Origin of the sequence: Vibrio iocasae (assembly GCF_042245395.1) — a bacterium.
GTDB lineage: Bacteria > Pseudomonadota > Gammaproteobacteria > Enterobacterales > Vibrionaceae > Vibrio > Vibrio iocasae.
On record NZ_CP145311.1, the window covers coordinates 471,501 to 491,695 of the forward strand.

15 protein-coding genes are annotated in these 20,195 nt (G+C 45.7%); 9 read left to right on the forward strand and 6 right to left on the reverse strand.

Annotated elements, in window-relative coordinates:
* Positions 1 to 23: 23 nt before the first annotated feature.
* The 9 genes from mazG to SNR28_RS11815 all read left to right on the forward strand — a co-directional run bounded on the left by mazG (position 24) and on the right by SNR28_RS11815 (position 10,184).
* Positions 24 to 818, forward strand: a complete 795-nt coding sequence (gene mazG / locus SNR28_RS11775; RefSeq protein WP_375752621.1) for a nucleoside triphosphate pyrophosphohydrolase — start codon at positions 24 to 26, stop codon at positions 816 to 818.
* A 185-nt stretch (positions 819 to 1,003) separates the two neighbouring features.
* Positions 1,004 to 2,644, forward strand: coding sequence for a CTP synthase (locus tag SNR28_RS11780; RefSeq protein ID WP_375752623.1), 1,641 nt, complete (start codon positions 1,004 to 1,006; stop codon positions 2,642 to 2,644).
* A 79-nt stretch (positions 2,645 to 2,723) separates the two neighbouring features.
* Positions 2,724 to 4,022 (forward strand): phosphopyruvate hydratase, encoded by a 1,299-nt coding sequence (eno, locus tag SNR28_RS11785; protein WP_375752625.1) that lies wholly within the window; start codon positions 2,724 to 2,726, stop codon positions 4,020 to 4,022.
* A 175-nt stretch (positions 4,023 to 4,197) separates the two neighbouring features.
* Positions 4,198 to 4,563 carry a YacL family protein gene (locus SNR28_RS11790; RefSeq protein ID WP_375752627.1) on the forward strand — a complete coding sequence of 122 codons (366 nt, stop codon included), beginning with the start codon at positions 4,198 to 4,200 and terminating at the stop codon, positions 4,561 to 4,563.
* 219 nt (positions 4,564 to 4,782) lie between these two features.
* Positions 4,783 to 5,121, forward strand: coding sequence for a P-II family nitrogen regulator (gene glnK, locus SNR28_RS11795; protein ID WP_375752629.1), 339 nt, complete (start codon positions 4,783 to 4,785; stop codon positions 5,119 to 5,121).
* Between the two features lie 18 nt (positions 5,122 to 5,139).
* Positions 5,140 to 6,369, forward strand: a complete 1,230-nt coding sequence (locus SNR28_RS11800) for an ammonium transporter (RefSeq protein ID WP_375752631.1) — start codon at positions 5,140 to 5,142, stop codon at positions 6,367 to 6,369.
* A 148-nt stretch (positions 6,370 to 6,517) separates the two neighbouring features.
* A complete protein-coding gene (locus SNR28_RS11805; protein WP_375752633.1) occupies positions 6,518 to 7,531 on the forward strand; it encodes a Fe(3+) ABC transporter substrate-binding protein in 1,014 nt (337 codons plus the stop codon).
* A complete protein-coding gene (locus SNR28_RS11810; RefSeq protein WP_375752635.1) occupies positions 7,531 to 9,153 on the forward strand; it encodes an ABC transporter permease in 1,623 nt (540 codons plus the stop codon). Before SNR28_RS11805 ends, SNR28_RS11810 begins: the two co-directional genes overlap by 1 nt.
* Positions 9,153 to 10,184 carry an ABC transporter ATP-binding protein gene (locus SNR28_RS11815; RefSeq protein ID WP_375752637.1) on the forward strand — a complete coding sequence of 344 codons (1,032 nt, stop codon included), beginning with the start codon at positions 9,153 to 9,155 and terminating at the stop codon, positions 10,182 to 10,184. The genes SNR28_RS11810 and SNR28_RS11815 overlap by 1 nt, the downstream gene beginning before the upstream one ends.
* Before the next feature lie 104 nt (positions 10,185 to 10,288).
* On the opposite strand, the gene SNR28_RS11820 is transcribed toward SNR28_RS11815, so the two are convergent.
* The 6 genes from SNR28_RS11820 to SNR28_RS11845 all read right to left on the reverse strand — a co-directional run bounded on the left by SNR28_RS11820 (position 10,289) and on the right by SNR28_RS11845 (position 20,158).
* Positions 10,289 to 11,701, reverse strand: coding sequence for a phosphoglucomutase/phosphomannomutase family protein (locus SNR28_RS11820; RefSeq protein ID WP_375752639.1), 1,413 nt, complete (start codon positions 11,699 to 11,701; stop codon positions 10,289 to 10,291).
* A gap of 207 nt (positions 11,702 to 11,908) precedes the next feature.
* On the reverse strand, positions 11,909 to 14,314 hold the full coding sequence (locus SNR28_RS11825) for a GH36-type glycosyl hydrolase domain-containing protein (RefSeq protein ID WP_375752641.1): 2,406 nt from the start codon (positions 14,312 to 14,314) through the stop codon (positions 11,909 to 11,911).
* A 12-nt stretch (positions 14,315 to 14,326) separates the two neighbouring features.
* Positions 14,327 to 16,303: a beta-N-acetylhexosaminidase gene (locus tag SNR28_RS11830; protein WP_375752643.1), complete on the reverse strand. Its 1,977-nt coding sequence runs from the start codon at positions 16,301 to 16,303 to the stop codon at positions 14,327 to 14,329.
* Positions 16,296 to 17,216: a BadF/BadG/BcrA/BcrD ATPase family protein gene (locus tag SNR28_RS11835; protein WP_375752645.1), complete on the reverse strand. Its 921-nt coding sequence runs from the start codon at positions 17,214 to 17,216 to the stop codon at positions 16,296 to 16,298. The genes SNR28_RS11830 and SNR28_RS11835 overlap by 8 nt, the downstream gene beginning before the upstream one ends.
* The gene (locus SNR28_RS11840; protein ID WP_375752647.1) at positions 17,216 to 18,967 is read right to left on the reverse strand and encodes a glycoside hydrolase family 9 protein; all 1,752 of its coding nucleotides are present in this window, start codon (positions 18,965 to 18,967) and stop codon (positions 17,216 to 17,218) included. The genes SNR28_RS11835 and SNR28_RS11840 overlap by 1 nt, the downstream gene beginning before the upstream one ends.
* 195 nt (positions 18,968 to 19,162) lie before the next feature.
* Positions 19,163 to 20,158 (reverse strand): ABC transporter ATP-binding protein, encoded by a 996-nt coding sequence (locus SNR28_RS11845; RefSeq protein WP_375752649.1) that lies wholly within the window; start codon positions 20,156 to 20,158, stop codon positions 19,163 to 19,165.
* Positions 20,159 to 20,195 lie beyond the last annotated feature (37 nt).

Below are 20,195 nucleotides of genomic sequence, written 5' to 3' on the forward strand. Positions count from 1 at the left end.
CTGTTTGAACTAAGAATCACATCATGAGCCAATCAATCGACCAGCTAATCGAAATCATGTCCACCTTACGCGATCCTGAAAAAGGTTGCCCGTGGGACTTAAAACAGAGCTTCGACACCATTGTTCCTCATACTATTGAAGAAACTTACGAAGTTGTTGATGCCATTCAAAAGCGAGACTGGAGCAACCTCCAGGAAGAGTTGGGCGATCTGCTGTTTCAGGTGATTTTCTATAGCCAGATAGCCAAAGAGCAAGAGCTATTTGATTTTAACGATGTAGTGGAAACGGTAAACGAGAAACTGATTCGTCGTCATCCCCATGTATTTTCAGATGCTGAGTTTGCCTCAGATGATGAAATCAATGCCAACTGGGAGCTTGAAAAAGCTAAAGAGAAAGCGGGGCAGGGCAAAAGCGAAGAGAGTATTTTAGATTCTGTACCTGATTCACTTCCGGCACTATCAAAAGCTAACAAGATTCAAAAGCGATGCGCTAAATATGGATTTGACTGGAAAACCATCGGTCCTGTAGTTGATAAAGTTCGTGAAGAGGTTGATGAAGTGCTTGATGAGGCGCTCCAGGTCACACCAGATGAAACTAAGGTAGAAGAAGAGTTAGGGGATTTATTGTTTGCTACTGTGAATTTGGTAAGACATCTCGGAAAAAATCCAGAAGTTGCACTAACAAAAGCTAATCTTAAGTTTGCGAATCGCTTTAAAGGTGTCGAAGCGCTGGTCAGAGCAGAAGGAAAATCATTAGAGGACTATTCTCTGGAGGAGCTAGATGCTTTCTGGGACCAGGTCAAAAAGGATGGAAAATAACCACTCTTGATAGATTTGTATGAGAAATTACGTAATATTCCTACAAATCCTCATTTGATTTGAAGCAAGAAATTATTTAACTGAGTGTGATAAGTTTCACGTTGTGGTGGTAAAGGGCTTCTGGTATATTTACGTCCCGTCCAGAAAGTACTCATTTCCCTCATTCAACCAATTTCAGGTTAAACATGACGACAAATTACATTTTTGTTACTGGCGGGGTTGTATCCTCACTAGGTAAAGGTATTGCAGCAGCATCTCTAGCGGCTATTTTGGAAGCTCGTGGTCTAAAAGTGACCATGATGAAGCTTGATCCTTACATCAACGTTGACCCGGGTACTATGAGCCCGACTCAGCACGGTGAAGTGTTCGTTACGGAAGATGGCGCAGAAACCGATCTAGACCTTGGTCACTATGAGCGATTCATTCGCACCAAAATGACTAAGCGCAACAACTTTACTGCCGGTCGTGTATACGCTGACGTACTTCGTAAAGAGCGTCGTGGCGATTACCTTGGTGCGACTATTCAGGTAATTCCTCATATCACTAACGCAATCAAAGACCGTGTAATCGCGGGTTCTGAAGGCCATGACGTGGCTATCGTTGAAGTTGGTGGTACGGTTGGTGATATTGAATCTCTACCATTTATGGAAGCGATTCGTCAGCTTGCTGTAGAACTAGGTCGTGAGCGCGCAATGTTTATGCACCTTACTCTTGTTCCTTACTTGGCAGCAGCAGGGGAAGTGAAAACTAAACCGACTCAGCACTCTGTTAAAGAACTTCTATCGATCGGTATCCAGCCTGACATTCTTGTTTGTCGTAGTGATCGTATGATCCCTGCAAACGAGCGTAAGAAAATTGCTCTATTCTGTAACGTTCCTGAGAAAGCTGTTATTTCAATGAAGGATGTAGATTCTATCTACAAGATTCCTCAGCTTGTTAAAGCGCAAGGTCTTGATGATTTGGTTTGTCAGCGCTTTGGTATTACAGCTCCTGAAGCTGACCTGTCTGAGTGGGAACAGGTAATTTACGAAGAAGCGAACCCAACTGGCGATGTCGTTATCGGTATGGTTGGTAAATATATCCAGCTTCCGGATGCTTACAAGTCAGTTAACGAAGCACTTAAGCACGCAGGGTTGAAAAACCGCCTGAACGTTACTATTAAATACGTAGATTCAGAAGACGTTGAGACTAAAGGTGAAGAAGCACTGGAAGGTCTGGACGCAATCCTTGTACCGGGCGGCTTCGGTGACCGCGGTGTAGAAGGTAAGATTCGCGCAGCTCAGTATGCTCGTGAAAATAATGTCCCTTATCTTGGTATCTGCCTTGGTATGCAGGTTGCTCTTATCGAGTACGCGCGTAACGTAGCAGGTCTTGAAGGTGCACATTCAACAGAATTTAACAAAGAGACTAAGTACCCTGTGGTAGGCTTGATCACAGAATGGGTAGACGGCGAAGGTAAAGTTGAAGAACGTACTGAACAGTCTGACCTTGGCGGTACAATGCGTCTTGGCTCTCAACTTTGTCACCTTGAAAAAGGGACTAAAGCATTTGAGCTATACGGCAACGCTAAGATTCATGAGCGTCACCGTCACCGTTATGAAGTTAACAACAATCTTCGTCCACAAATTGAAAAAGCAGGTCTTAAAGTATCTGGCCTGTCAGCAGACAAGAAGCTTGTTGAGGTAATTGAGAACCCAGCTCACCCTTGGTTTGTAGCGGCTCAATTCCATCCAGAATTTACCTCGACACCTCGTGATGGCCATCCGCTATTTGCAGGTTTCGTAAAAGCCGCTGGCGAATACCAGCGCGGTGAATTTGAGAAGTAAGTAAGGATACGGGCGGCTGAGATTAGTTGTGCAGCTGCTCATTAGTTATGACATTTAAATTGAAACGAGAGGAAACATAATGTCTAAGATCGTTAAAGTTCTAGGTCGTGAAATCATCGACTCACGTGGTAACCCAACTGTAGAAGCTGAAGTACACCTAGAAGGCGGTTTCGTAGGTATGGCTGCTGCTCCATCTGGCGCATCTACTGGTTCTCGCGAAGCTCTTGAGCTACGTGACGGTGACAAAGCACGTTTCCTAGGTAAAGGTGTTCTTAAAGCTGTTGAAGCTGTAAATGGCGCAATCGCTGAAGCACTAGTTGGCAAAGATGCAAAAGCACAAGCTGACATCGACCAGGTAATGATCGACCTAGACGGTACTGAAAACAAGTCTAAGTTTGGTGCAAACGCAATCCTAGCTGTTTCTCTAGCGAACGCTAAAGCTGCTGCAGCGGCTAAAGGCATGCCTCTATTTGAGCACATTGCTGAACTAAACGGCACTGCTGGTCAGTTCTCTATGCCTCTACCTATGATGAACATCATCAACGGTGGTGAGCACGCAGACAACAACGTTGACATCCAGGAATTCATGATCCAGCCAGTTGGCGCTAAGACTCTTAAAGAAGGTCTACGTATCGGTGCTGAAGTATTCCACAACCTAGCTAAAGTTCTTAAGTCTAAAGGCTACAGCACTGCAGTTGGTGATGAAGGTGGTTTCGCTCCTAACCTTAAGTCTAACGCTGAAGCTCTAGAAGTTATCGCAGAAGCTGTTGCTGCTGCTGGTTACGAACTAGGTAAAGACGTTACTCTAGCTATGGACTGTGCTGCTTCTGAGTTCTTCGACAAAGAAGCTGGTATCTACAACATGAAGGGTGAAGGTAAAACTTTCTCTTCTGAAGAGTTCAACCACTACCTAGCAGAGCTAGCTAACCAGTTCCCAATCGTATCTATCGAAGATGGTCTTGACGAGTCTGACTGGGATGGCTTCAAGCACCAGACTGAACTACTAGGCGACAAGCTTCAGCTAGTTGGTGACGACCTATTTGTTACAAACACTAAGATTCTTGCTGAAGGTATCGAGAAAGGCGTTGCTAACTCTATCCTTATCAAGTTCAACCAGATCGGTTCTCTAACTGAAACTCTAGCTGCTATCAAGATGGCTAAAGACGCTGGTTACACTGCAGTAATCTCTCACCGTTCTGGTGAAACTGAAGATGCAACTATCGCTGACCTAGCGGTAGGTACTGCTGCTGGCCAGATCAAGACTGGTTCTATGAGCCGTTCTGACCGTGTTGCTAAGTACAACCAGCTAATTCGTATCGAAGAAGCTCTAGGTGAAAAAGCACCTTACAACGGTCTTAAAGAAGTTAAAGGTCAGTAAGAATTAAAGCTATTTAGCTTAATACTTATTAGCTTTAATTAGACTATGAAGAGCTCCCATTTACCGGGAGCTCTTTTTTGTTAATTGGTTATACGTGACAGGACGGATTTCATCCTACTGGTGACAGGTGGTTGATAATCTAGATGGTAACCGTAACCCGTAACCCGTGACTTTTATGGAATTCCAATTTACTAAAAATAGCCTAACAGGTGGCCTCCGCATCAAATGCAGCATGGGTCATGAGGTGGTTGCACGTTTTCTGGAAGAAGAAGTAACAACAAGCAAACCAAAGATTGTTGAGCTCCTAGAATCTGTGCAAAAGATCAAATCAGGGGAAATGACTGAGCTGACCATACGTGCTACCGAGATCTCTGCCTATTTGACGGCTGATGAAGTTGTTATTCAGGAAAACGTATTGGCTTATGGTGAAGAAATGGACTCAGACAGTGAGTTTGACTTCTACGATAGTGAAAGTACATCTGCATGTGGTCTTGAAGACTTTGAAAAATTACTGAGTTCTCTGCTGGAATTTATCTCCTAATCTCTCCTTTTTAAGTGTTCCCGTGCCTCTGTGCACAACCTTAGGGCACACCCAAAACTCGCATCAAAAAAGTGAATGCGTTGCACCAAGTTGGTGCGATGGGTTTTCTTGTTTTTAACAAAATTTCTTCATTTTATTTAAAAACAATAACTTAAAAAATTGGCACACCTCTTGATTGTTATCTCACTGTTATAGGACTTAATGCTCAGAGGGGATGCAATGAAACTTATTAACGCAATAATCAAACCATTCAAGTTAGACGACGTACGTGAAGCGTTGTCTGATGCAGGTATCGAAGGGATGACGGTATCAGAGGTTAAAGGTTTTGGTCGTCAGAAAGGCCACACAGAACTGTATCGTGGCGCTGAATATCAGGTGGACTTCCTACCAAAGGTAAAACTTGAGATCGCGACACAGGCTGAAAATGTTGACCGCGTTGTTGAAGCAGTTTCAAAAGCAGCGCACACCGGAAAAATCGGTGACGGTAAGATATTTATTTACGACCTGAGCCAAGTAGTGCGTATTCGTACGGGCGAAATGGATACAGAAGCACTTTAAGGGATTGGAGATTTTATAATGGAATTAGCAACTACAGTAACTGAATTACGATACGCACTGGACACTTTTTTCTTCCTCATTTCAGGTGCACTTGTAATGTGGATGGCAGCGGGCTTTGCAATGTTGGAAGCCGGTCTGGTTCGCTCCAAAAACACAACTGAAATTCTGACTAAGAACTTCGCGCTTTATGCTATCGCTTGTACGATGTACCTGCTCATCGGTTACAACATCATGTATGTTGATAACGCAGAAGGTGGCTTCATCCCTTCAATTGGTGCTTTAATCGGCACTCAGGGTGAAGGCGCAGACCACTCACTAGAGTCTGACTTCTTCTTCCAGGTTGTATTCGTAGCAACAGCAATGTCAGTAGTATCTGGTGCTGTAGCAGAACGTATGAAGCTATGGGCTTTCTTAATCTTCTCGGTTGTTCTTACTGGTGTTATTTACCCAGTAGAAGGTTACTGGACTTGGGGTGGCGGTTTCCTATCTGAAGCTGGCTTCAGTGACTTTGCTGGCTCAGGTATCGTTCACATGGCTGGTGCAGCAGCAGCGCTTGCAGGTGTACTGCTACTAGGTGCTCGTAAAGGTAAATACGGTAAGAATGGTCAGATTAACCCAATCCCAGGTTCAAACATGCCTCTTGCAACGCTTGGTACATTTATCCTGTGGTTAGGTTGGTTCGGTTTCAACGGCGGTTCTCAGCTAATGGTTTCTGACTTTGAAAATGCAACAGCAGTAGGTCAGATATTCCTGAACACCAACGCAGCAGCAGCAGCGGGTGCAATCGCAGCACTACTAGTATGTAAAACAACATGGGGTAAGGCCGACCTTACTATGATTCTGAACGGTGCACTGGCTGGTCTGGTTGCTATCACAGCAGATCCACTATCTCCATCACCAATTGCTTCTGTAATTATCGGTGTAGTAGCAGGTGCGTTAGTCGTATTCAGCATCATCGCTCTGGATAAAGTTAAGATTGATGACCCTGTGGGTGCTATCTCTGTACACGGTGTATGTGGCTTCTTCGGTATTATGATTGTGCCAATCAGTAACGGTGACGCTAGCTTTGGTGCTCAGCTACTGGGTGCTGCAGTAATCTTCGGTTGGGTATTTGCGGCGAGCTTAGCGGTATGGGCTGTATTGAAAGCAACAGTAGGTATCCGAGTATCTGAAGAAGAAGAGCTAGAAGGTATGGATATGCAAGACTGCGGTGTGGTTGCTTACCCAGAGTTCGTATCACTTAAGTAGTAATTGGTTATAAATGTTGACAAGGCTCACAGAAATGTGAGCCTTTTTTTTGTTTGAAATCATTGTTTACAAAAAGAAGATTGAATACAATAATGTAATTGATAATTATTACTATTCGTAAAAAATAAGCTCACATTAGGTGTATTCAATGAAAAAATCTCTATCTCTACTTGCAGCAGTTATTGGTGCTTCAAGTTTTTCAGCTATCGCAGCAGACGAAGTTAATGTTTACTCTTACCGCCAGCCGTTCCTTGTAGAACCAATGTTCAATGAGTTCACCAAAGAAACTGGTATCAAAGTAAATGTTAAGTTTGCTAAAAAAGGTCTTGCTGAGAAACTAGTGCAAGAAGGTGAATACAGCCCGGCAGACGTGATTCTAACAACGGATATCAGCCGTCTGGTTGAGCTGGTTGATAAGAAAGTAGTTCAGCCACTAGATAGTGAAGTTATTGAGTCAAACGTACCAGCTCAATACCGTTCAACGGATGACAACTGGTTTGCACTGACACTAAGAACGCGTAACGTGTACTCATCTCGTACTCGCACTGGCAAACTAGGTAACGAGTTCAACTATGCAGATCTGGCTAACCCTGAATTCAAAGGCAAGATTTGTACTCGTTCAGGTAAGCACCCTTACAACGTATCTCTAATTTCTTCAATGATCGCTCACAAAGGTGAAGCTGAGACAAAACAGTGGCTTGAAGGCGTGAAAGCTAACCTTGCTCGTAAGCCACAAGGTAATGACCGTGCACAGGTTAAAGCGATTAAAGAAGGTCTTTGTGACGTTTCTCTAGGTAACAGCTACTACCTAGGTAAGATGGTGAACGATGAAAACCAGAAAGCTTGGGCTGATTCTGTTTACATTAACTTCCCTAATCAGGAAACAACAGGCACACATGTAAACGTAAGTGGTATGGCGATGGCTAAGTACTCTCCAAACAAAGAGAATGCGCAGAAGCTAATGGAATTCCTGACAGGTGATAAAGCTCAGCAGATGTATGCAGAAGTAAACTACGAATATCCTGTTAAAGAAGGTGTCCAACGTTCAGATCTTGTTGCTTCATGGGGTGACTTTAAAGCTGACGATGTTAAGCTGGAAGATATTGCGAAGTACCACAGCACAGCAGTTAAGCTACTGGATGAAGTTAAATTCGACCTTTAATGGAAACACATAAAGTAATTAAAACCAGCAGTGGGGCATTATCCCTGCTGCTGGTTTTGCCGATTTTGGCGATCTTCTATTTATCGTTTGGTGAAACAGATAATCTGTTTGCCCATCTTTTTGATACCGTTTTACCTACCTATACCTATAACACTATTGCCCTTGTTATCGGAGTGATGGTGCTTGCACTGATTTTTGGCGTGCCTTCTGCGTGGCTAATGGCGATGTGCCGATTACCCGGAGAGAAAATACTTCAGTGGGCTCTGGTGCTTCCTTTGGCAATGCCGGGTTACATTGTTGGATATATTTATACTGACTGGTTTGATTTTGCGGGCCCTATCCAACTCATCTTACGCGATATCACTGGTTGGAGTGCGGGGGAATACTGGTTCCCTGATCTAAGAACACTTCCAGGAGCTACGCTAATTCTGGCTATGGTGTTCTACCCTTATGTTTACCTGATGGCCAGAGCCGCGTTTATGGAGCAAAGTGTTAGCCTGCTTCATTCAGCCCGCTTGCTAAAGTGCTCACCATGGGAAAGCTTTAAACGAATTTCTTTACCTCTTGCCAGACCATCCATTGCAGTCGGTTTATCTTTAGTAGCAATGGAAGCCTTAGGTGACTTTGGTACCGTAAGCTACTTTGCGGTAAACACGTTGACCACAGCTGTTTACGATACCTGGCTTGGGTATTCGAACCTGAATGCTGCAGCAAAGATCTCTGCCATTATGCTGGTGGTGGTGGTTCTTTTACTCAGTGGTGAACGCTATAGCCGTCGAAAACAGAAACTATTTCAAACCAGTTTTAGTGCGCGTGAAGATATCCGCTACGAGCTGACTGGTGTCAAAAAGTGGCTGGCGCTGACCTGGTGTTGGGGTTTGGTTGCAGCGGCATTTATCCTGCCACTAATGCAGCTGAGCTACTATGCGATTGAGTATTTTGCCCAGAGCTGGACCGCAGAATTCCAGCAGTACGCGATAAACAGCCTTAAGGTGTCATTCGCAGCGGCTATTATTGCTGTTGCTATCGCTCTTGCTGTTAATTTCGCGAACAGAGTTGAGAAGAGCAAATTAACTCTAGGCTTTATGCGTATCGCCTCTCTTGGTTATGCAGTTCCAGGCACGGTATTGGCGATTGGTGTAATGGCGCCTGTTTTAACTATGGATCACTGGATAAATGATGTAGCCAAATTTATGGAGTGGGGCAGGCCAGGTCTTATCCTTTCAGGCTCTATGTTCGCCATCATATTTGCTATGGTGGTTCGTTTCTCCGCTGTCGCTATTGGTAGTGTTGAGAGCAGTATGAACAAGATATCTCCTTCAATGGATATGGCGAGCCGTACCATGGGGTGCAATGCAAGCCAGATGCTAAAACGTGTGCATCTGCCGCTTGTCAGAAGAGGCATATTAGTTGCGGGCTTACTGGTGTTTATCGAATCAATGAAAGAGTTGAATGCGGCACTACTGTTGAGACCTTTTAACTTCGAAACGCTGGCGACTTATGTCTATAACTTTGCATCAGATGAGCATCTTGAGCTGGCAGGATTACCTGCAGTTTTGCTCATTCTTGTTGGGCTTATTCCCCTTATTGTTGTAAACCGTTCTCTGGAGCAGGCACACTAATGAGTAGTACTCTTTCTATCAACAATCTAACCTGCCAGTACGAGAAGCAGGTTGTATTGGAGTCTCTAAATCTAAGCGTTGAAAAAGGCGAGATAGTTTGTCTTTTGGGGGCAAGCGGATGCGGTAAGACTACCCTGCTCAAGGCGATAGCTGGGCTTATTCCACTGAGCACCGGGAAAATGAGCCTGAACGATCAATTGCTTGATGATGGAAACCTTTGGATTCCACCAGAGAAACGTAACATTGGTATGATCTTTCAGGACTACGCACTGTTTCCTCATCTGACCGTTGCTGAAAATATCTCGTTTGGGCTTAAAGGTGTCTCAGCGTCAGAAAAGCAGAGCAAAGTAGAAGAGATGCTGTCTCTGGTTCATCTGGATGGTTATGGCGATCGTTATCCCCACCAGTTATCAGGAGGGCAGCAACAGCGTGTGGCGATTGCCCGTTCACTGGCTTATCACCCGGATCTTCTTTTGCTGGATGAACCCTTTTCAAATATCGATACTCAGGTAAGACACGACCTGATCCGCGAGATCCGTAAGATATTTAAAAGTCAGGGTGTGACGGCTATTTTTGTCACCCATAGCAGAGAAGAAGCTTTTGCTTTTGCCGATAAAATGGCTGTGATGAACCACGGTGTCATCGAACAGTTTGGTAGTGCCAGTGAGCTTTACTACCAGCCATCAAGTAAGTTTGTTGCAGATTTTCTAGGCGGTGGTAGTTACCTTGCTGCGACCATGATAGCTGAGAGCAAGTTTAAAACGGTACTAGGTGAAGTATTGGCACTACCAAGGGTTGAGCTCGTTTCTGGTCAGGAGTGTACGCTCTTGTTAAGACCGCAGCATGTGATTATTCGTCCGGATGAAACCAGTGAAACCAAGGTGCTGGAACAGCAGTTTATGGGTGATCACTGCCGTTATGTTATTAAAGTGGGCAAGAGCCGCTTAATTGCGACCTCTTACGATCCTCTTTCTGTTGGTGACAAAGTCTCGATTGAGTTGGATCAGGAAGGTATTCTGGCGTTCGCTTAAATAAACGCAAAAAAGCCCGGCGATACAGCGGCCGGGCAAACTCTCTGCCTATAGGGTAGGTTAGAGATTTATCAGGATAAAAGGACCTACAAAAACCCTAAACGTTATAAAGAAAGAAAAGACTTCATCTGATTCAGAATACCCTCCGCAGTTGGTTGATCTTCCATCTCCGCAAAGATTCGGAGCAGTGGTTCGGTGCCTGAGAACCGGGCAATGACCCAGCCACCATTTTTGAAGTAAACCTTCAGCCCATCGGCATAGCTTACTTTTTCTATCTCATACTCAAACTCAGGCAGTAGCTTTTCGACGTAGAGTTTGTTGTATAGAGAATCCTTTTCAGAAGGCTTAAAGGTACAGTCACCTTCAGCAGTGTACGCATAACCATATTTGGAGTAGATCTCTTCTAGCAACTCAGAAAGCTTCTTCCCGGTTGCGCTGATCATTTCAACCAACAGGCTGGAGGCGAATACACCGTCTTTACCCTTGATATGACCGCGAATGGTTAAACCTCCGGAGCTTTCACCACCGATAAGAGAGTTATCAGCCTCCATTTGCGAGCTGATATGTTTAAAGCCTACCGGTACCTCAAAGCTCTTTTCACCATAGTCTACAGCGATTTTGTCCAGAATATGGGTGGTTGCGATATTGCGAACTACGGATCCTTTCCACTGTTTGTATTCCAGCAAGTAGTAGTAGAGCAGGATCAAAACTTCATTTGGATGAACAAAGTTGCCCTTTTCGTCAATGATACCCAGACGATCCGCATCACCATCGGTGCCGATGCCTATATCGTATCCATCATGAGCCACCATATGTTTCAGGCGATATAGAGTGGCAGCACTTGGTGATGGCATTAGCCCTCCAAATGCCGGGTTTTCACTGTCATTAATTACATCTACATCGCAACGACCATTGATCAACACAGTTTGAAGAGCGTTCTTTGCCACACCAAACATTGGATCGATCAGTACCCGAAGATTTGCCTTCTTGATCGCCTCGATATCAATAAAGTCGATGATCGAATCAACAAACTCGTTCATTGGATTGATTATATTGATCTGACCTTGCTCTACAGCATTGTCGAAGTCGGTACTACGAACATCAGAGGGCTGAATTACCGCGATCTGTTGCTCGATCTTCTCTGTGATGATTTCATCAGCATCACGACCACCCTCAATAAATACCTTGATGCCGTTGTAGTCCGCTGGGTTGTGAGAAGCTGTGATGCAGGCTGAATATGCACAGTTCATCTGCTTCGCTTTAAACATCACTATTGGGGTCGGAACGTACTTGTCGATAAAGCTGACAGGTACATTGTTTTCAGCCAAAACTTCAGCAAACCACTCGGCAGCCTTATCTGAAAGGAAACGTCGGTCGTAGCCAATCACAAACCCACGATCAGCGACTTTCTCATTGTTGATGATATTAGCCACCGCCTGAGCAACAATACGTACATTATCTTTGGTGAACTCTTCGCCAATAAAAGCGCGCCAGCCACCAGTACCAAATTTAATCATCTGTTATTCCTTATGTGTCGTGAGTCTTACTAGTTCCCACGGTCTCCGTGGGAATTCATACCTCACAGAACAAAGACAGCATTGCTTATTTATACTGCTTCTATATTGCTTGCTCTGGTCTGCATTCCCACGCAGGAGCGTGGGAACGAGGAGCAGTAATTTCTAGTTCCCGCGGTATCCGTGTGAACGAGGAAACTGCCGCTCTCGCTACCCCATCACCACCAAAACCTGATTCACCGAACCTGCAGGCTGTGCAGGGATTGCTCCCTGAATCTCCTCGCCATTCAGTGTCACTTTAACTACGCCTTTACTAACGCCATTCGGATTCTCTACTTTTATTTGGTAGGTCGCGTCTCTCCACTCACGACTTACTTCAAAGCCGGGCCAGTCTGTTGGAATGCATGGGTCAACAATCAGGCCATCAAAACCCAGTCTTACACCCAGAATATGATTGGTTGCAGCCACATAAGCCCAGCCAGACGTACCTGTTAGCCATGGGTGGTTTGCCCGGCCATGATCCTGATGATCGCGACCCATAATGAACTGAACATAAGAGTAAGGTTCAGTAATTCGGGTTTCGATCATGTCATTCTGGTTGTATGGATTTAGCGCATCGTAGAACTTCATGGCTCGGTCACCGCGACCAAGCTCTGCTTCCGCAACCCATGCCCATGGGTTTGGATGAGAGAAGATAGCGCCGTTTTCTTTCACACCCTGATAAACACGGGTAACAAAGCCAATGTCATCATTTGGTGTAGCAAACGATGGGGCGTTCAGGTGCAGGCCATAGTCGGAGTAGAGGTAACTATCGACGGCATCCATGGCTTTTTTACCGCGCTCTTCAGATACTGCACCGGAAACCACAGCCCAGGTATTGGACTCCAGATGGACCTTGCCTTCGGTTTGTTGGTTTGTGCCTACCTTGTCACCATGCTTGGTGATACCTCGAATATACCAGCCTCCCTCGTCATCCCAAAGGTGGGTTTCACAGGCATCTTTTACCTTGTCTGCCATCACTTGGTAGCGGGTTACGTCTTCCTGCTTATCAAGGAACTTCGCCAGCTCAACAAACTCGTTGATAGACCAGTAGTGCAAGAAGGCCACCATAGAAGACTCACCGCCACCTAAGTTCAGGCAGTCGTTCCAGTCTGCGCGAAGACCCTTAGCAATCCCGGTTTCACCAACATGCTTTTCAGTAAAGTTCAGAGCCGCTTTCATATGTTCGTAAACCGTAGCGTCACCACCATCAGCGTATGGGATCACTTCATCAAAGAAGCCAGTTTCACCAGTCTCCATTACATAGCGACAGATGGTTGGTACCAGCCACAGATGATCGTCAGAACAGGTGTCATCTAGTCCGTGGATCTTATCCTCATCACTTGGTGTCGGAACCACCGTTGGTGACTTAGAAGGTTCAACATCTGCTTTTTCTGGATCAAACCAGTCTGGATCGAACAGGTGCAGGCCGTAGCCTTCTTTCACCTGTCCACGCAGTAGATCAACAATACGCTTTTTGGTCATTTGAGGATTAGAGTGAGGGACGGTCATTGCGTCCTGTGCGGTATCACGATAACCAAGACCGGTTCTTCCACCCACTTCAATAAAGGAAGCAAAGCGTGACCAGACCACACAGGTCTCTGCCTGATAAAGGGTCCATGTGTTAATCATGGTATCCAGCCCTTTATTTGGTGATGAGACTTGGAATTTACGACAACGCTCATCCCAGTGGGCTTTGATCTCTGCAAATGCTGCGTCAACATTCTCAACCTGCTGATATTTTTCTCTAATCTTGTCGCCGTTACCTTTGCCTAAACCAAGAATAAAGGCGAAACGAACTTCTTCGCCTGGCTGGATTACAAACTGCTTATGCAGAGAACCACAGTGGTTGTAACAGGTCTGAGTTTTGTTTGAACAGCGTCCTTTTTCTACCGCGATAGGGTTCGATTCATCACGGTATAAGCCAAGGAAGTTGTCACGCTGACCATCGTAGCTATCAGGATCAAATGTTGATGCCAGATAGTAGAATCCTTCGAAGTCATTGGTGTTGTAGTAAAGATCGTACTCAATCACACCTTCCCGATACTCAGTACCCGCTGAGTAGAGCGACATCTGGTGGTTCTGGTTATCTGATGCGATATGGCTGAAGGAAAACTCAACAAAAGAGAAAGCACTGATAGTGCGAGGCTTATCGGAATCATTACGGATAACCACATCCCAGATTTCTGCATCTTCACCCTTAGGTACAAACAGCGTTTTGGTTGCGGTGATTCCGTTGTACTCGCATTTAAATTTGGAGTAAGAAAGCCCGTGCCGAACTTCGTAATTTGCTTCATCAAGGCTTTTAGCCACAGGCTGCCATGAGATAGACCAGTAATCTCCTGTTTCATCATCACGCAGATACACATAGTGTCCCGGGCGATCGAAAGTAGCGTTCGGACGAAACTTGGTTACCCGGTTGTATTCAGGAGAATTGTAAAACGAGTATCCACCAGCATTGTGTGAGATAACGGTGCAGAACTTCTCTGTCCCCAGATAATTGGTCCATGGGGCAGGAGTGTCTGGACGTGTGATGACATACTCTCGGTTGTCGTTGTCAAAGTAACCGTATTGCATTGAAACTTTCCTTTATTCTTGTTCTTCTTTAGCGAGAACATTTGGGGTGATCTGATTAACTTCCCACGGATTCCGATAGTTGATTTTCAGGGTATCCAGATGGGGGAGGTGTCCTTTAAGTCTGGAAAGAAATTCTTCCCAGTTTCTGTTTTCTGAGTCGGTCCAGGCAGCCTCAGCGCTGGCGAGCAACCTTGGATAAAGCATGTATTCAAGGTGCGCGTTATCAGGAATAAACTCGCACCAGATAGCACACTGAATCCCAAGTACTTTTGAGTGAATTGCATCGATTGAGCTGACTTCTGAAAGAGGCTCGTAGCTGTAGGCTTTTTCAAGAGAAATTGGATTTGCCCAGTCGGTGCCGTGCTCATCGGGAGCCTGGCTTTGAGCCATATCGAAATATAGGTATTGAGCGGGCTGAAGAACAACGTCAAAACCTTTACCAGCACACTTAATTGCGGCCTCTTCACTCAGCCATGAATAGATAACGGTTTCGGTACTGACCTTTTCTCCGTGATGGGCCTCTTCCCAGCCAAGCATTCTCTTGCCCAGCGATTTCAGTTTGTCTTCGGCGTGTCTTAATATGTGCCCCTGAAGCTCCTTAGGCTCATAGTCGTCAAGGCGGTTCATTAGCTGAGTGCAACCTTCACTGCCTTCCCATGCTCCGGCTGGTACTTCATCCCCACCGATATGAATGTATGCAGAAGGGAAAAGCTCACAGATTTCCTCCAGTACAGTGTCAATAAACTGATAAGTCCCCGGAAGGCTTGGATCCAGGATATTGTCTCTGTATCCCTGAACGCTTTGGTAGTCTGATTTGTCGGTTGGATCAACCAGCAGATCCGGCAATGATTTAATGGCTGCCCGGCAGTGCCCTGGAATGTCGATTTCTGGGATCACCGTGATTCCTCGTTCATCGGCAAACTCGATGATCTCTCTGATCTCAGTTTTGGTGTAGTAACCACCGTAGACTTCGGATAAGTGAGTGTACTGAGCTTCGAGCCCACTGTTTTTAAGAGAGCTTTCTGGGCCTCGCCATGCTCCTATTTCCGTGAGTTCCGGATAAGCATCAATCTCGATTCTCCAGCCCTCATCATCAGTAAGATGCCAGTGAAATACGTTGTATTTGTAGTAGGCGAGCTGGTTTATCAGGCGCTTGATATTAGCAACTGAGTGAAAATGTCTGGCACAATCCAGCATCATTCCCCGGTAGTGATAGCGAGGCTGATCTTCTACGGTGATACATGGAAGATGTCCATGTGAAGGACCAGCCAGAACGAGTTGCAACAGGCTGGCGCAGCCGTGTATAAAGCCCTCTTTTCCGTTGGCCTGAATCAGGATGCGGCTGTCACGTATATCTAGCTTATAAGCAGAGCCTGACAGTTCACTGTTTAGTGAGAAACACAGCTTTCCTTTGGTTGTGTCGCGGAGTTCAAGCTTTGTATTATATGAAAGCTCATCGCGTAGCCATTTAATGGCGGGAAGAGCAATTTCAGTATCCGCAGAAAAAGTCAGATCATTGCTGAGCGTTGTTGTACAGCCATTTGTAGAAATCTTGTTTGGTCGTGGAATGATGGAAATTGGAGATGCTTCTACCTCGGTAACCTTATCTTCGATTGCTTCATTTGTAGCAAAAAGCGATATTGGCGAGAGTTCTACCGTAAAGTAATTACCATCAACTACTACGGCAGCATCCTGAACGCCCCATGTCTGATTACGTAGCAATAACGCACTGATACTAAAATCAAACTGAAACGCTTCTCCCGGTTCCAGACATTTGTTGTGCTCGGGAGTGAAAAGGCAATATGTACCTACCTGTTCAATAGATCCATTGGTTACTGAATCCGGATTAATAGCCAGAGTAAAGGTGAAATTCAGCTTCCAGTCTCTCACTGTTTCGTCGCTGCGATTTTGCAGTGTCAGGTGGATTAGCGACGCTTTATCCTGCTCTGATACGACTTCAGTGGTTACCTTAAACTTACTGTTACGCATAGCACGGCTCCTGATCCAGTTCCTCTGTTTTGGAGTTGGAATAGAGGTTATGTTCAGGTTTACCAGCAAACATCACTGCGCCCTCAATGGCATCGGAGTGAGGCTCTACAATCCAGCTCTGGACCGGAGGAGAGAGCCAATCCTTAATGCGTTCAGCGATGCCACCCATCAGAGCGATGCTTGTCGCCCCTCGCTTATTGAGGGCTATCAGGAACATCTCGATATCTGCCGCAGTCCCTTTCAAAAGCTCAATAGCCAGTTCGTCACCGTTTTGGGCAAACTGAAAAATTTGAGGAGAAAACTGACCATAATCTCTTGGCTTAGCGGTTTTCGACCACTCAACAATAGAGTCGATACAATTTTCAAAGTGGTTTAGAACATAGGTTGCTAATGGTGTAACAGGGCGAATACCGTCAGACGCCAGTAATACCCGTTGGATCAGCCTTAATCCCATTACTGCGCCACTACCCTGATCTGAGATTGGGAACTCGCGGCCACCAACAACAAACTGTTCGTTACCCCGAATGTAAATACCGCAGGAACCGGTTCCCGCAATCATGATTGCCCCATCATCACCGTTGTGCGCACCAATGCATGCACCGTAAGCATCAGTGTTTAATGTGATGCTGGCAAAAGGGTGGGGCAGAGACATAAACTGATGCCAGGCTGACTTTTGCTCTGCACCGGCTAATGCCAGCCCAACGTGCATCTGTGGAAAATCTGCTTTAGTAAGTCCGCCTTGCTCTGATGCCTCTTCAATAGCCTCAATAATCGAGCTCATCGCCAGTTCTACGCCTAACAGTATGTTAGCGCTGCCGCTTTTACCTTCTCCAATAAGCTGTCCGATGTCGTTTCGGATACGGGCGCGACAAGAAGTCCCGCCACCATCAATGCCAACATAGTAGTTCGTCATTAGTTAATCTCCTCCGCTGCTTGTTTTACTGGCTCTAAAGAGGCGTACTGGCTGATAACTGCCAGTAGGAACCAGGCTCCGTGAGGAATCCACTGTTCACCCCAGCGCCAGTTTTGCAGCATGTCGTTTTTCTGTTTTTCCGGGTTAAATGCAATATCCTGCTCGTCCTCAAATCCGGCGGTTACACCGTTGCAGATACCACCCTTCGCATTTGAGAAGCCTAACTCTGGTAAGTAGTCCGGGTTGTTATGCCCATGTCCATCCATCATGCAGATATCAAAAGGGTTAAGGCCGATGACCCAGTTCAGTGAATCCTGAGCATATTTTTCTAGCTGTTTTGCTACTGCCTTAATTTCAATATGTTCACGAGACAGGTAGGCCGCACAAGCCAGGGACGCTAGCCGGGCATTTTCTCCCTGCCACCAGTATCCGGACTCGTTTTCCTGAGCAATAAAGAAAGCATCGCGCTTTTCACCGTTAACTGACTTTACGTACTGCCTTGGGTAACCAAATGGATTAGCTACCTTTTGGGTTATCATGAGCTCAAAGATCATGGCAAACCCAACTGTTGATTTTATTGATTTTTTTCTCTCAGAATCTGGTTCGGTAGAGAGGTATTCACACAGAGCGATAACAGGCAGTCCTGCCTCCGATGCGTGGAAGTATGGTCGTGTGCCACTGCTATCTGCTGACCAGTAGTTGGCAAACTCGGTATCGGATTTTTGTCTGCGGGAGAGCTTCAGTGCCCAGCGACGAGCTTCGTTCAGATAGAAAGATTGTTCGGTGGTTTTGTACAGCTCAGTTGCTGCCATAAGAGCGCAGTATTCATCTATGATGTTTTCAGCCCCGTCCGGCAGGTAGGAAATGTTATTCTCAAGTAGATGTCGGTAACCTACCTCTGCGCATTCAAGGTAATGCGATTGACGATACTCTCCCTGCTGATCCAGACGAGCAGCGGATGCCAGTGCAGCGATCGAAATGCCGCCACCTTGACGGAAGGCGCTCTGATAATCTGCAGACTTAATGCCTTCCTGAGTAGAGTAAGCGCAGATCTCCCGTTGCTCAGTATCCTTGCTCCACTTATCAAATACCGTCATGTAGAAGTAGCCTTCAGGGCTCTGCATACGTACCAGAAAGTCAGCACCATGAAGAGCTTCTTCAATTAGACGCACTTTAAGAAAACCAGGAACTTCTTCTTTTGACTCCAGTTCTTTTGATTCAAGAAGCTGTAAACCTTTTAGCATGTTCCAGACAACCATAGGTGTCTGCTGTGGATTCAGATGGTTGGCATAGGAGAGGTGACTGAGGTATTTGCTGACATCGCCAGATGCGTCATACCAGCCACCGCTGACATTCACCTTTCTGTCTGAGTTCAGTAGTGATACCGATTTATCTTTCTGCTCGAAAATACCGCCACATCTCTGAGACTTAAAGTAGTGAAGCAGGTCTGAAAAGGTGTGGTTAAATAACAGACCTTGTCCAATTTTAAACACGTGAGAACGAGTCTCTTCAAACTGCAAATAGAAAGAGCCCTTTTGCGTAAAGCCCGTAAAATTGATGCTGTAGAAGAGACCACAGTGCCAGTTAGCCACACGGCCGTGACAATAAAGCGGAAACTCTTTAATCAGGGCGTCCGTTACACTATCAAACAGTTGGACGGATAGTGGCAATATAAGCTCACGATCAGTCATTAGAACTGCCTGTTTCTCTCCCGTTAACTCGTAACCGATATGGTTAGTCAGCAACTGCATGTCGTTCTCCGGTTTAAATTCACTGGGGAAACGGTTTACTCGGTAATGGTTCCGCAAACCGCTCAAGACGTCCCTGTACGCTTAAACATGGACATCCATGTCCATGTATGTTTGCTCCACCACAACCGAGCAAACCTTAACTACCTTCCTCGTTCCCACGGTCTCCGTGGGAATACATATCAGGCTTTTTTCGACTTAACTTTCATGCAAATAACAACGAACAAAGTGGTTCTCAGATAGTTGAGTCACTGCTGGTAGTTGTTCTTTACAACGATCCGTTGCGTGTGTGCATCGCCCGGCGAATGGACAGCCATTTGAATCTGGAGTCCATAGCGGGATCTCACCCTTGTTGCCTTTTAGCTTTTCGTGGATCGACTTCTTCGGATCCGGAACCGCTGAAACCAGAAGTTGAGTATATGGATGCTGCGGATCGTGAATGATCTCCTCGGTATCACCCCACTCGACCATGTGGCCAACATACATAACTGCAAGATCTTCAGCGATATAACGGGCTGTAGCGATATCATGAGTTATGTAGAGAAGTGACATCTCCTTCTCAAACTTCATCTCTTCCATCAGGTTAAGAACACCTGCACGGATAGAAACGTCCAGCATCGACGTGGGTTCGTCGGCAAGTACCACTTCAGCGCCTACCGCAATATTGCGGGCAAGGTTTACGCGCTGGCGCTGACCACCAGAAAGCTGATGAGGGTATTTCGCCGCAGTCTCTTTTGGTGGGATTAGGCCAACCTGCTCAAGCAGATCGTATACGCGCTCTTCCAGCTCTTTCTTATTGCTCTTAGTTACCTTCTTATGGATTAAAAGCGGGCGTGCAATATGGTGAAAGATAGTATGCGTCGGGTTCAGAGAGCCAAACGGATCCTGCCATACCATCTGGATACCTTCGCGGTACGCCATCAGGTCTGCTTTTTTCTTGATGGTCTGAATATCACGACCTTTATATTCAATTACACCGTTTGTTGGCGCGTACATCTTGGCGATCATCTTTGCTGTTGTAGATTTACCCGAACCGGATTCACCTACTACTGCCAGACCACGGCTTTTATACATCTTGAATGACACATCGTTGATCGCGCGCATCATTGGCTGTTTAAGTGCATTACTGCTGATTGGGAAATCTTTTACCAGGTTGTTGCCTTCAACCAGTAACTGTCCGAAATTGTTGCTCATAATAAATTCCTGTTCTTATTCCTGACTCTGCTCCTGA

What these genes read in the sequence shown, in the direction of transcription:
- SNR28_RS11825 (WP_375752641.1), bottom strand. Translation starts at nt 14,314, where the DNA reads ATGCAATACGGTTACTTTGACAACGACAACCGAGAGTATGTCATCACA.
- eno (WP_375752625.1), top strand. Translation starts at nt 2,724, where the DNA reads ATGTCTAAGATCGTTAAAGTTCTAGGTCGTGAAATCATCGACTCACGT.
- SNR28_RS11800 (WP_375752631.1), top strand. Translation starts at nt 5,140, where the DNA reads ATGGAATTAGCAACTACAGTAACTGAATTACGATACGCACTGGACACT.
- mazG (WP_375752621.1), top strand. Translation starts at nt 24, where the DNA reads ATGAGCCAATCAATCGACCAGCTAATCGAAATCATGTCCACCTTACGC.
- SNR28_RS11830 (WP_375752643.1), bottom strand. Translation starts at nt 16,303, where the DNA reads ATGCGTAACAGTAAGTTTAAGGTAACCACTGAAGTCGTATCAGAGCAG.
- SNR28_RS11835 (WP_375752645.1), bottom strand. Translation starts at nt 17,216, where the DNA reads ATGACGAACTACTATGTTGGCATTGATGGTGGCGGGACTTCTTGTCGC.
- SNR28_RS11840 (WP_375752647.1), bottom strand. Translation starts at nt 18,967, where the DNA reads ATGCAGTTGCTGACTAACCATATCGGTTACGAGTTAACGGGAGAGAAA.
- SNR28_RS11820 (WP_375752639.1), bottom strand. Translation starts at nt 11,701, where the DNA reads ATGATTAAATTTGGTACTGGTGGCTGGCGCGCTTTTATTGGCGAAGAG.
- SNR28_RS11815 (WP_375752637.1), top strand. Translation starts at nt 9,153, where the DNA reads ATGAGTAGTACTCTTTCTATCAACAATCTAACCTGCCAGTACGAGAAG.
- SNR28_RS11845 (WP_375752649.1), bottom strand. Translation starts at nt 20,158, where the DNA reads ATGAGCAACAATTTCGGACAGTTACTGGTTGAAGGCAACAACCTGGTA.
- SNR28_RS11780 (WP_375752623.1), top strand. Translation starts at nt 1,004, where the DNA reads ATGACGACAAATTACATTTTTGTTACTGGCGGGGTTGTATCCTCACTA.
- glnK (WP_375752629.1), top strand. Translation starts at nt 4,783, where the DNA reads ATGAAACTTATTAACGCAATAATCAAACCATTCAAGTTAGACGACGTA.
- SNR28_RS11790 (WP_375752627.1), top strand. Translation starts at nt 4,198, where the DNA reads ATGGAATTCCAATTTACTAAAAATAGCCTAACAGGTGGCCTCCGCATC.
- SNR28_RS11810 (WP_375752635.1), top strand. Translation starts at nt 7,531, where the DNA reads ATGGAAACACATAAAGTAATTAAAACCAGCAGTGGGGCATTATCCCTG.
- SNR28_RS11805 (WP_375752633.1), top strand. Translation starts at nt 6,518, where the DNA reads ATGAAAAAATCTCTATCTCTACTTGCAGCAGTTATTGGTGCTTCAAGT.